Source organism: Pontibacter lucknowensis, from assembly GCF_900156415.1.
Classification (GTDB): domain Bacteria; phylum Bacteroidota; class Bacteroidia; order Cytophagales; family Hymenobacteraceae; genus Pontibacter; species Pontibacter lucknowensis.
Genome location: NZ_FTNM01000008.1, coordinates 1 through 11,804 on the forward strand (window position 1 = coordinate 1; position 11,804 = coordinate 11,804).

Genomic DNA, 11,804 nt, shown 5'->3' on the forward strand with positions numbered 1-11,804 from the left:
GCGTCGGGGGCGGTGGCGAAGCCGGCGTTTTCGTAGCGTACGGTGGTGGTGCTCTCGAAGCAGCGGCGACGGCGGGTGGAGGAGACGCTCACCGACAGGTAGGGGGAGAGCGTTACCTTATTCCAGAAATCGGGTCCTTTAGCAAAATTACCAGCCTGAGTTGCTGCTACATCAATAGTTGTACTGCATAATTCCCTAACATCTATTCCAACTTGATTTCCAAGCATCTGACTTACTCTGTAATCACCAGGTTCTACCGCAAGCGTGTAGCTGCCTGATTCGTCAGAGATTCCGTAATAGGGCCCGGGTTCTGCTTTCACAACTATACCAGCTAAACCTGTTGAAGACTCAGGTTCGCATAAATTGTTGGTAGGAGTAAATATCTTACCCGTAATATAACTCTGAGGGACTGCTTGTTTCCTTTTGTAGAGTGCAATGGTACCGTCAAATAGTAGGGCAGCGATCACAGTTCCAGATTTGTTCACGCCAACTTTCCCGTTGGTTACTACTAATCGCTCACTCGGTTCTCCATTATGTTTATGTATATCGATAGCTCTTTCAGACGAGTAATTGTGCTGCACTGACCAGTAAGCATTTCCATGGTTATCTACTGAGAAATTACCACCGTTGTGTTCTTTGTTGAGAGATGTGTCTCCATAGGCTAAAAGCAAGTCACCATAAGGGCTGAATTTTCGTATTCGATGCCCCCTGGAGTCTTGGGTATATACAAATCCCAAGTCATCAAAAACTATGTAACCCAGTGAATAAAAATGGATTTTACCTTTCCCTAACCTTATAGGTTGGCCGACCATGTCACCCTGCTGGTTTAGTCTGGATAAATAGATACCACCTTTATCTGTCGTCTTTTTAACTAAGTGGATGATGCCTTTACTATCGACGAACATACCCTTCACTGATCCATACGTGGTGTTCTCATGAACAAGCGACACTTGCAGAGTATTGACCAACTGGCCAGTTCTATTGTACTTATCAATTTGCTGCTTATCTGAATTCTGTTTTAGATAATAGATGTTTTCATCCTGGTCAACTGCAAGGAGCATAGACGAAGGGCTTGAAAAGTACTCTTTCTCAAAAACAGGAGCAAATCTTAGTTCAAGTTCTGTAGATGGATTGTATTTATGAATCTCAATATCGTAAGCAGAGATATTTCCTGAGATGGCATAGATATTATTCTTCCTGTCGTAGATAGGAGGTTCAAATCTATACTCCTGGCCATATTTCCGAATATACCTGCCATCATGGGTGTATTTGTTTACCGTTCTTTCTGACCAGTGATCGTCGCAAGCATAAACATTTCCTTCCCGGTCTACAGCTAACCTCACAGCTGTGCCATGTAAATTGCCATCGACACCCCCACCATGACCTGCAAATTTTTTTACTAAAACCCCATTAGCGTCAAATTGTAGTATCTGCCTGTGATAATCATACACAGTGTAAAAGCCGCCATCTTTTCTGACAGCCATACTTGTTATATCATTAGGGTTCCAGCTAGGCCCTGCCTGCTTTACATCGAATTTTTGTAAATATTCGCCTGTAGAGGAATATTTATGGACAGATTGAGTGGTGCTAAAGACACTCTTAGCATCTAGGACATAAAGGTTGCCAGCTCCGTCAACACCAATTTCTATAATGTATTCTATCTCCCCACCGACATCAGTCCCTGAACCTAACGTTTTTATAAATCGGCCTTGTGAATCAAATTTATCGATGTGTTTTTTTGAGCTATTTGCTATATACAAATTATCATCTTCATCAATAGCCAGCTTGCCTGTATACGTTTGCGTTGTAGTTGGATTATCAACCTTGCCCACCGCAAAAAGAGGATCACCGGACGGGCTGTATTTGATTACACTTTTAGAGTAGGACTCATCTACATAAATGTTGTCTTCGCTGTCAAGCACAATAGAGCGAGCAGACATAAGTGGTCGGTTTTTCTTAATATCTATTCGTTCAAGATATTGTCCATCTGGACTGGTTTTCGTGATATGGTCACTCTGCAGAATGAGAACATTACCAGCTCTGTCCACCGCAACGTCCCTAGGGTATCCTATAGGTGTTCCGATAGTCCATTTGTACTCAAAGGATGATTCTTGAGCGTAGGTAAAAGAGAATGGAAATAGGATAAGAAGAAATACTAAAGCTTGTAAAGTTGTCCTCATAGGCTAAAAATAAAAAGGCTATTGTCCTGTAAATGTAGTTATTAAAGTATAAACATATAGCTATTGAAGCACATGTGTGCTCAGCTTTTTTGCTAAACGCCTTATGTTATACCTTAGCCATCACGCAGGCCGCCTGACAGCATAGATCAGCTCATCCTGATACTCGCCATTTTTGTAAAAGGTCTTCTCCAGCTTTGCTTCCAGCACGAAACCGGCTTTTTCAAGTGCCCGCTGCGAGGCGATGTTATACCCGAAAGGACGGGCGAAAATGCGGTTGATGTCCCAATTGGCAAAGCCGTAATCCACCATCTGGCGGATCGCCTCCGTTACGATGCCTTTGCCCCAAAAGGGCTCCGCAAGCCAGTAGCCCATCTCCGCATTTTTCCGGTAGATGTCTGCCTGAAGGTGTATGCCTATACCGCCTGCGGCTTCGCCTTCCACCTCGATTGTAAGAATATGGGGCGGGTTGCCCTGTGTCACCATCTCCAAAAAAGCCTTGCCTTTCTCATAGGTATAAGGATGCGGAAACACATCCGCCATGTTTCGGGCAATGTTGAAATTGTCAGCGTATTTTACCAGACTGTCAAGGTCATCCATGGTCCAGGGACGCAGTTTGAAATTCATCATCTACCTGCTTTAAAAATCACTTTCTGCGTGATGTTACTTTAAATGCTGCTTGAAGAAATCAACGGTACGCTGCCAGGCCAGTTCGGCGGCTGCTTTGTCGTAACGGGGTGTGGTGTCGTTATGGAAGCCGTGGTTGGTGCCTGGGTAAAAGTGTGCGGTGTACTGCTTGTTGTGGGTTTTCAAAGCCGCTTCATAAGCCGGCCAACCTTCATTTACACGGGTATCGTGCTCGGCGTAATGCAGCAGGAGGGGAGCCTTTATTTTCGGCACATCCTCAACCGGCGCCTGCCCCCCGTAGAACGGAACGGCTGCTGCCAGGTCAGGTATACGCACGGCCATCATGTTGGCAATCCAACCGCCGAAGCAGAAACCCACCACACCGGCTTTGCCATTGCAGTTTTTATGGTTCTTGAGGTACTCGTGTGCTGCTATAAAGTCCTCGAGCATTTCGTTACGATCGCGCTGGCTTTGCAAAGTACGACCCTCGTCATCCGTGCCCGGGTAGCCTCCAAGCGGCGTGAGGGCGTCTGGTGCGAGGGAGATGAATCCAGCGAGTGCTGCTCTCCGGGCCACATCCTCTATATGCGGATTCAGCCCTCGGTTTTCGTGCACCACTACCACACCCCCGAGCCGGTTCTTCGCATCCGCCGGCATCGACAAAAGTGCCTTAATCGGGCCGCCACCTTTAGGAGACTGGTACGTGGTGTACTCGGATATAATGCGCGGATCGTCCGCAGCCAGTTGGACTTTGTTTTTGTAATCCGGCATCAGAAAACTCGCGAGCGAGGCCACCGTGAGTCCACCTACGGCATAGATCGAGAGCTTTTGCATAAAATCGCGCCGGTTGATGCGGTCGTGGGCATAGTCGTCGTACAGGTCAAACACTTCCTGTTTAATATCTTCCTTTTTGATCTCGTCCATATAAGTTTTCTGTTTTGCTTCAGATTAATGTGCGTATAAGAGGCTGAATGCTATACCTGCCAGTTTTTGCAAAGCACTAAAACATCCTTTAAGGTAGTGAAAGTGAGTGGAATAATAGGCTACTAAGAACAAGAATATTTTGATTGTGATAAGGAGGGTAAAGTTTTGTAAAGGCCACTAAAGAGGCGCAGCCGATAATGTACAACAGCCTTTTATTTAGTATTTGCTGATGCTTTTGAAATATGCTCCTTTACAAGAGAGGGTTGAATTTTTATAGCTATAATTTTGAAGTTCTCATCCACAAGAATGGAGTAAGGAAACATGTTCACCCCAAGCTTCCTGTTCAGCTCAAGTGTGGACAAACCCTGCTTCCAAGTCATTTCTTTTGCATCAATGAACTTAGCCACTTTTTCCAAATCACTGTCATTGAAGTTAAGGGAAAGGATGTCGAGCCTGTCCCCGTATTCTGCATACAGAGTGCGGAGATCAGGGATTAGCTGAACACAGCCCCTGCACCACGTGCCCCAAAACTCAATCAGCTTGTACTTCCCGTTTCCCTTCAGTGCATAGACGTCATGGGTAGTTGTATTATCGATAAGTTTATAGCTAAAGCTGGGCAGGATGTCACCTTCCTTAATTCTGCTCACAGTGGCGGGCTGCTCAGTTGAGCTAACTCTGACATAAGAACCGAGTGAGTCAAACTCTTCTATCTTTATGTTCGCCTTGCTAAAGGCTATCACGTCCTCAAAGATTTTATAACCATTCTTGTGGAAATTTTCATCGAGTGTATCCTGCTTGCCCTCAGCCAGGAGTAGCCTGTCCCCGATATAAAATTCTCCATCAATGTACTTTTTGGATATGATGCCGTCATTGTTCACATCACAGAAGCCAATGGTATAATCTATGCCGTTTAAGCGAAAGTACCCCACTTTGGCAATCGGGTTCATGGAGAGCCAGTATCTTGGAAGCGTGAACTGCGCTTTCGGGCTTTTGTAAAGAAGTTTCTGCATCTCAAGGTATCCTTTCTCCGTTTCATCATCCATTATATGTTTGGCGAAAGACAGAGTCGTTTTCCCTCTAGGCTGCCTCTGATTATGAAAACTTAACTCCGCTTTCCCATCTCTGAAAGTGACGGGTTGCCCGTCATCGCTAAAGTCGGAGTTGTTGTTGCTGTCAAAGTAAAGAACAGGCGAAGCAGATTTGTAGTCTGCCACCAGTACCACACCCAAATCTGAACCGGCTGCCTCATACTGGAAGAAGAAATAGGCATTCTCTGCAGAACTTGGGAAGTTCACCGGCAATTTAACAGGAACACTTTTGTTGCCCTTTTCTATCTGACTTCCATTTAACACAAAGAGTTGTATTCCCTCATTACGTTTGATGACAGCTTGCTTGTTGAGTTTTACGGTTTTGCTTTGTCTGTTTTGTGAATAGCCCGAGCTAACCGAAAAAATTGCTAGAATGACGGTAATCAGAATCAGTTTGTGCATGAACTGGTTATTATTTTAATATGGCTTCAGGGATTGATAGCTAGCCTGTTATTGCAAACTGTGAACGAGGCGTAGCCGCAGCAAACCTGCTATACTCTATTTTGGTTTGGTATTGTTACTTCAACCAATTTGTCTGCTTTTGGGAAATAGCGCTTCCCGTTGAAGGTCGGTACATTCATCTCTATTGCAGCTCCCCCGTGAATCTTTATTTCTTTCAGTACAATGTTGTGAAGTCGCTCTGCTCCTAAAGGGTCCATACCTGTAACATCATAGATAATACAGTTGCTCAACAAAGGCAAAGGATTTTAAAAGCTGCACATTGGGATGCTGCTTCTTTCCAATCAGGTAGTCTTTCAGAATTAGCGCGATCTCCATAGAGTCGACCAACAGCGACATAAGCTCTCCCTGATTCAGTTCAAATTCTGGAAGATGCCTCCCTTCAATTAGAGCTGCTTTTGTCCTTAATACTACCAAATTTCTTAATCTTGATATGCCACAACGGGTTTGCCTGATAAGGTGTGCAAGGCGAAGCCGAAGCATAACTTATAGGCTGGGTTATGTTCTTTTGTTTTTAAACAAACTCACTTATAGGTCTGACGGCTTTAAAGCTTTTCCTTAATTTAGCTAAAGCCCTTTTTTCAGTTTCTTCATCTGAAAAACTAATCAACAAACTACCTTTTGCAATTTCAGGGAACCTTGTAGCTTCACCGTTTGCCAGTTGCTTCAGTTCGTTATACCTATCATCATCTCTTCTCACGAATCCTTTAGGTACTAAGTTTGGACTGAGCCACACCCATTGTCCATTTATAGTACTCCGATACGTCGGATAGCCATAATCATAAGAGTTAGGATCTTCAAATTCGATACCTAAACTTTGCTCTATATCTTTAGCAACTTCCTCAATTGATTCGTTGGTTTCTATCACGAACTCTCCATTAGTTTTAACAACTAACTTAGATAAGTATTCAGCGAAAGAATTTGCTACCACGGTTTGAATCCCACTCTCTGGTACAGTCAGAGTAATTTGCGGATTTAGCCTGTTCTGTCTGTAATCGAGGCACATAAAAAAATGCCCGTCGTCGTCAAATGGGATAAGCCCGTCTAATTCGAAACCTACCCAGTCATAATATTCCGACCAATCAACATTGGTTAAGGAAGGGTAATGTGGTCCGATACCATAAATAAGATTATGTTCAAAATCTGCTAGCGTTTTCCTGATATAACCGCCATTCTGTGTTTTTACAAGTTCGATATATTCATTTGGCAGTTTGTACCCGATTTTCTTCTCTGCGTCTTCAAGTATCTCAGCTGTCAATGGTGGTTGAAGATAAGGTAAGTAGGCAGGCTTTTCCCAGATTGATTCCAATTCATTCATTATTTACCAATTGAACATAACCTTTAGATTAACCCGATATTATTTTTCCTATACGCGCAGCACCCTTTTACCAGGTATAGAGGTATTGCTTTTATACCTTCAGAGCAGCCAGTGCACTACCCGCTAACAAGGCGAGACTGGTCCTAACAGCCGATTCAGACTGGCTGCTCTTTTTATAAACCCGCAGGCAGGGGTCATATAGATTTTCGGGACGCTTTGGGCCCATTATAAAGGTTTCGATCCGCAGCTTGCATAACTTAAACAAAAGATATGGAAAAGCCTATCAATCTGCAAGCCCCGTCCTTCATCTTGGGCATCGATGTATCAAAAGACAGCCTGGATGTGTGCCTGGTCAGAGTCAGTGACAAACTTCAGCTTTGCCACAAGCTAAACAACAACCCCTCGGGCTTCCGCCGCATGAAGGCCTGGCTCAAGCAGCACGGCTGCGAGGCGGGAGCTGACACGCTCTGCTGCCTGGAGCACACGGGCCTCTACACCCGACAGGTGGTCCATTATCTGTTGGCTCGGGATGTGCAGGTGTGGATGGAGAGCGCCCTGCAGATCAAAAGAAGCATCGGCATGGTACGCGGCAAGGATGACAAGGTGGACGCCCAGCGCATCGCCCGCTACGCCCTCTTGCACCAGCGCGAGGCCAGGTGCCTGAACCTCTCTGGTGTGACGCTGGAACGCTTAAAGGATCTGCAGGCAAACAGGGGCAGATTGCTAAAGGCATTGCAGAGTATTAAAGTCACCATCAAAGAACTCATAGCGGTAGATCCGGTGTCTGGCAAAACACTCGAGCAGGTGAATAAGAAGGCCATCAAAGGAATAGAGGAAAGCATGGAGCAGGTGGAGGAGAAGATGCAGGAGTTCATCGCCAAAGACGGCGAGCTAAAGAAGAAATACGACCTGCTCACGGGCATCAAGGGCGTGGGAAAGGTGCTGGCCATCTCACTCTTGGTCTACACGCAAGGCTTTACTAAAATGGACGACGGGCGAAAGCTGGCCTGCTACTGCGGGGTGGCGCCCTTCGAGTACCGCAGCGGCACGAGCGTGATGGGCAGAACAGGCGTCTCCAAGTTCGCCAACAAAGAACTCAAGCACATCCTGCACATGGCCGCCATCAACAGTGTCCGTTTCAATGAGGAGTTCAGGCTCTACTTCGAGCGGAAAGTGGGAGAAGGAAAGAGCAAGATGAGCGTCATCAATGCCGTGCGTAACAAGCTCCTCCACCAGATCGTGGCGGTGGTGAAACGGAGGACGCCCTATGAACTGAAATTGAAGAATATTTAGAGCAAAACCCTTGTTTTAATCATAGATTTCGGTTAGTATATACATAACCCGCAGCGGAGCAAGGATTTTGTATATACAGTGTTAGAAAAGTGTTTTTCATTTAGTATTCCTGAATAAGCACGTTTGTAGGAATATTCAAGGTCTTATGCAGACTCCTTATCATTTCCAGCGTAAGCTTTCTTTTTCTATTCAATACTTCGCTTACCCTGCTTTTGAAACCCAGAACTTGGGCTAAATCCTTTTGCTTAATTCCGAGTTGCTCCATTCTGAATTTTACTGCTTCAATCGGGTCTGGTGCTTCAATCGGGAAATGTTCCTTTTCATAGGAGTCAATCAGGAACGAAAGCACCTCCAGTTCATCGCCGTCTTGAGTGTCGGGTTCCGCGTCGAATATTTCCTCCAACCTTTGCAAGGCCAATTGATAGTCTTCTTCTGTTTTTATTAGCTTAATATTCATTTCTTATTCTTTAAACTTTAGTTGCATCAACCTTGTCATATTCGGCATGCGTTCCGATGAACCGTATCCAAACAATGCCATACTTGTAGTTGATTCTGACGATTAACCTATAATTATTCCCCTTGATGTTGAAGACCATTCTGTTGTCCTCCAGTAGGCTAGCTGAAGGGTAGTCTTTCTTTATGTCGTTTGGGGATGTCCAATTTGCCTGCTCGGCCTCGTTATACCAGGCTTTTAGCTGTTGTTCACTATCAGCATGCTTTTCCCAAAAATCCCGCAGTGTCCGTTTTGCTATTACTCTCACTTCTTTATTTTAAAACTCAAAACTAAACAAAAAAGTTACCATATTGGTAACTTAAAGGCAAGATTTTATATTAAATATTTTCTAACGGTCTCGTACAGGCAACGGGTGAGGCATTAGCCGAACATGGTGCCTGTGCTGTGTTGCACTAAACCTTCGGTAGCTGGTTTTAAAAAGCAGCGGATAAGCGTTACCTTTTGATTCACACTTAACTCTTACATAAGATGAAAAAAAAGCGCCTACCCTTATCCAGACTGCCTGTACTAATGTAGCGGGATTCCGCGAGCTTTACGAGAAGTTCCGAAAAAAAATCACCGTCTCGGGCCGGGGCCAGAGCACGCTCAAAAACTACAGCCACCACCTGGTCAGGGTGGCCCTGCACTTTAACTGCCTGCCCACCGAGCTGGACCCAGACCAGCTCAACGACTACCTCTACCTGGTCAAAGAGGAGCACAACACCCCCTCCAACTCCTACTTCAAGTTCACCGTCTACTCCCTGCGCTACGTCTTCCGCATGGAGGGATTGAAAGACAAGCGCATCGAGCTGCCCGCCCTCAGGCGCGAGGGCAAGTTGCCCGTGGTGCTCAGCAAACCCGAGGTCAAAAGACTGCTCTCTGCGCCCAAACTGCTCAAGCACCGGGTGCTCATCGCCACCCTCTATGGCTGCGGGCTGCGCTGCAGTGAGGTGTGCAACCTGAAGCTCTCCGATCTGGACTTTGACCGCAGGATGCTGCACGTGCGCCAGGGGAAAGGGGGCAAGGACCGCTACCTGCCCCTGAGCGGGCACCTGGTCCGCGGCCTTGAAAAGTACATCCTGTCCGAGTGCCCGCAACAGTGGCTCTTCAACGGACAGGTGCAGGAGAACGAGCAGGGGCTGCGCGACAGGCGCTACACCACGGCTGGCATCCAGTGGGTAGTGCGGGAGGCCAGAAAGGCGGCCGGCATCCAAAAGCAGCTCACCCCGCACACCCTGCGCCACACTTACGCCACCCACCTCTTGGAGGACGGCCTGGACATCGTCTCGATCAAGGACCTGCTGGGCCACGCCTGCATCGACACCACCATGGTCTACCTGCACGTGGCCCAGAGCGGCAGGAAAAAGCCCTTCTCCCCGCTGGATACCCTCTACTGCTAGTGCGGGCCAAGCACGAGGTGGCCCATGTGCTCCAGGCGCACTGGCCCCAGGTGGAGAACTGTGGCGGCGTCAATTCCTGGCAGCTGCGCACGCTGGCGGCCCTGATGCGCTGCCGCACCCGGGCCATGGGCGGGCACGTGGACGCCTGCTCTGATTGCGGCCAGGTGCGCGTCAGCTACAACTCCTGCCGCAACCGCCACTGCCCCAAGTGCCGGGGCCGCAGGCGCGAGCAGTGGATACAGGCCCGGCAGGCCGAGCTCCTGCCCGTGCCCTACTTCCACGTGGTCTTCACCCTGCCCGACACGCTCAACCAGCTGGCTATGCATCAGCCCAGGCTCGTCTACGACACCCTCTTTGAGGCCGCCTGGGCAACGCTGCTTGCCTTCGCCTCTGACCGAAAGCACCTGGGGGCAAGGCCGGGCATGGTGGCCGTGCTCCACACCTGGGGCCAGACCCTCTCGCTGCACCCGCACCTGCACTGCGTCGTGCCCGGCGGCGGGCTCAGTGAAAACGGCAGGTGGAAAGGAGCCCGCGGCAAGGGGAAGTACCTCTTCCCGGTCAAGGCCATGAGCCTGGTTTTCCGTGCCAAGTAGGTGCAGCTGCTGAGGGAAAAATTGCCCGAGGCGGACAAGGAGCTGATCAGGGCGCTGTTCGGCAAACGGTGGGTGGTGTATGCCAAGCGCCCATTCGCAGGTCCCGGGCACGTGGTGGAGTACCTGGGCCGCTATACCCACAAGATCGCCATCTCCAACCACCGGATAAAGGAGGTGGGCGAGCAGTCGGTGAGCTTCTCCTACAGGGACTACCGGCAGGGGGCCAAAAAGCTGGAGATGAAATTGGAAGGCATGGAGTTTATCCGACGCTTCGCCCTGCACATCCTGCCACGGGGCTTTGTCCGCATCCGCCACTACGGCATTCTGAGCGGCACTAGCAAGGGCGCGGCCATTCCCGTGATCCGGGAGCAGCTGCCCGGGGAGAAAAGGCGGGAAGTTGAAGTGCGGGACCTCGAGGAATACAACCCCTTGCTCTGCCCCTGCTGCAAAAAGGAGACGATGCTCACCCTCCAGGTGCTGGCCAAACGGGGGCCGCCACAGGGGATGAGGACGCAGCACAGGTACCGGGAGTTCGAGTAAGAAGTTAAAAAAAGCCGCCCGAGAAGGCGGCCTGGCGAAGCTATGCCCCTGCGGCAGCAAAGGCCTTGTAAAGAGCAGGAAACTTCTCCCGGGAAAAACAGAAAGTATCTTTAACAACCCCTCCAGGCCCACATCCGATGGGCCAGCCGGCTACCAGAAAGCCCGGGGCAAGTAGCGCAGGGGCAAGCCTCTTCCGACTTAAAACCCATAACGCGTCGCACGGTTAGTGCAACCACGGCTTCATTGTCGGCACTCCGTACCCAACGAAGCCTTAGTTGTTGGTGGAAGTTATTCTTTCTTCTTTATTCTCTTGTGGAGCTTTTTTGTTTTAAAGCAACCTGTATCTATTTCTTCTACTGGTTTTAATCCTTTAGCTTTAACCTTCCACTTGGTATTATCAAAAACAGGATAAGTAGGAGCCATCGGGTCTGGATCGTCCTTTGGCAAAAACTCTGAATTGCTTGTCAGCTTTACTATTCCGCTTTCTTCCATCCATGTACCAGTAACCACAGCTTGGCACCCTCCGACTGCATACCTGTATTCAAACTCTTTATTTTCGTTCAGTTTCAAGACGGACAGGAACTCAAATGCACCTATACCATAGGTTCCCGCAACTTCTTTCTTATTTTCACTTTGTAATGTGAAGGACGATAGAATAAGCGATAAGAAAGAAAGGTACAGGTATAAATTCATTCTTCTATTGATTAAAATTACCACCAACAATCATTGGAAGGAGACGTCCTGTTGGTTTTGTAGGGATTGATGTCTTCTTCGGGTAGTTATCCGTGCTTGTTTTTCCTTTTTTTGTAGTTACTGTGTGGAATTTCTATTTTTATTGAGGGAAAAACAAGCTGCTCGTTGGGTTATTTTCTCCTTCTAAATGGCGGCTTTA

The 11,804-nt window shown here is 47.9% G+C and carries 10 protein-coding genes and 1 pseudogene; 3 read left to right on the plus strand and 8 right to left on the minus strand.

The annotated features are described in order from the left end of the window. The 5 genes from BW972_RS19330 to BW972_RS19355 all read right to left on the minus strand — a co-directional run. Positions 1-2,180 (minus strand): NHL repeat-containing protein (locus tag BW972_RS19330; RefSeq protein WP_143732163.1); only part of this gene is annotated, 2,180 nt, incomplete at its 3' end. Between the two features lie 120 nt (positions 2,181-2,300). Then, on the minus strand, positions 2,301-2,807 hold the full coding sequence (locus BW972_RS19335; protein WP_234986462.1) for a GNAT family N-acetyltransferase: 507 nt from the start codon (positions 2,805-2,807) through the stop codon (positions 2,301-2,303). Positions 2,808-2,840: 33 nt separating this feature from the next. Next, on the minus strand, positions 2,841-3,728 hold the full coding sequence (locus BW972_RS19340; protein ID WP_076423325.1) for a dienelactone hydrolase family protein: 888 nt from the start codon (positions 3,726-3,728) through the stop codon (positions 2,841-2,843). 212 nt (positions 3,729-3,940) lie between these two features. Then, positions 3,941-5,218, minus strand: coding sequence for a TlpA family protein disulfide reductase (locus BW972_RS19345; protein ID WP_076423326.1), 1,278 nt, complete (start codon positions 5,216-5,218; stop codon positions 3,941-3,943). A 571-nt stretch (positions 5,219-5,789) separates the two neighbouring features. Beyond that, on the minus strand, positions 5,790-6,593 hold the full coding sequence (locus BW972_RS19355; RefSeq protein WP_076423328.1) for an SMI1/KNR4 family protein: 804 nt from the start codon (positions 6,591-6,593) through the stop codon (positions 5,790-5,792). A 270-nt stretch (positions 6,594-6,863) separates the two neighbouring features. On the opposite strand from BW972_RS19355, the gene BW972_RS19360 reads away from it, so the two are divergent. Further along, positions 6,864-7,886 carry an IS110 family RNA-guided transposase gene (locus BW972_RS19360; protein WP_076423329.1) on the plus strand — a complete coding sequence of 341 codons (1,023 nt, stop codon included), beginning with the start codon at positions 6,864-6,866 and terminating at the stop codon, positions 7,884-7,886. Positions 7,887-7,986: 100 nt separating this feature from the next. On the opposite strand, the gene BW972_RS19365 is transcribed toward BW972_RS19360, so the two are convergent. Together BW972_RS19365 and BW972_RS19370 are read right to left on the minus strand one after the other, a co-directional pair. Beyond that, a complete protein-coding gene (locus BW972_RS19365) occupies positions 7,987-8,343 on the minus strand; it encodes a helix-turn-helix domain-containing protein (RefSeq protein ID WP_076423330.1) in 357 nt (118 codons plus the stop codon). Between the two features lie 10 nt (positions 8,344-8,353). Continuing rightward, positions 8,354-8,647: a type II toxin-antitoxin system HigB family toxin gene (locus tag BW972_RS19370; protein WP_076423331.1), complete on the minus strand. Its 294-nt coding sequence runs from the start codon at positions 8,645-8,647 to the stop codon at positions 8,354-8,356. A 367-nt stretch (positions 8,648-9,014) separates the two neighbouring features. Here BW972_RS19370 and BW972_RS19375 point away from each other — a divergent pair, with 367 nt between their 5' ends. Together BW972_RS19375 and BW972_RS20105 are read left to right on the plus strand one after the other, a co-directional pair. Next, positions 9,015-9,779, plus strand: coding sequence for a tyrosine-type recombinase/integrase (locus BW972_RS19375; protein WP_083674281.1), 765 nt, complete (start codon positions 9,015-9,017; stop codon positions 9,777-9,779). Then, positions 9,779-10,912 (plus strand): annotated as a pseudogene (locus BW972_RS20105) (IS91 family transposase). Before BW972_RS19375 ends, BW972_RS20105 begins: the two are co-directional and overlap by 1 nt. Positions 10,913-11,200: 288 nt before the next feature. Here BW972_RS20105 and BW972_RS19385 read toward each other — a convergent pair. Continuing rightward, positions 11,201-11,605 carry a hypothetical protein gene (locus tag BW972_RS19385; protein WP_076423333.1) on the minus strand — a complete coding sequence of 135 codons (405 nt, stop codon included), beginning with the start codon at positions 11,603-11,605 and terminating at the stop codon, positions 11,201-11,203. Between the last annotated feature and the right edge of the window lie 199 nt (positions 11,606-11,804).

Coding starts and splice junctions, on each gene's coding strand:
- BW972_RS19335 (WP_234986462.1), bottom strand. CDS start 2,807: ATGATGAATTTCAAACTGCGTCCCTGGACCATGGATGACCTTGACAGT.
- BW972_RS19340 (WP_076423325.1), bottom strand. CDS start 3,728: ATGGACGAGATCAAAAAGGAAGATATTAAACAGGAAGTGTTTGACCTG.
- BW972_RS19345 (WP_076423326.1), bottom strand. CDS start 5,218: ATGCACAAACTGATTCTGATTACCGTCATTCTAGCAATTTTTTCGGTT.
- BW972_RS19355 (WP_076423328.1), bottom strand. CDS start 6,593: ATGAATGAATTGGAATCAATCTGGGAAAAGCCTGCCTACTTACCTTAT.
- BW972_RS19360 (WP_076423329.1), top strand. CDS start 6,864: ATGGAAAAGCCTATCAATCTGCAAGCCCCGTCCTTCATCTTGGGCATC.
- BW972_RS19365 (WP_076423330.1), bottom strand. CDS start 8,343: ATGAATATTAAGCTAATAAAAACAGAAGAAGACTATCAATTGGCCTTG.
- BW972_RS19385 (WP_076423333.1), bottom strand. CDS start 11,605: ATGAATTTATACCTGTACCTTTCTTTCTTATCGCTTATTCTATCGTCC.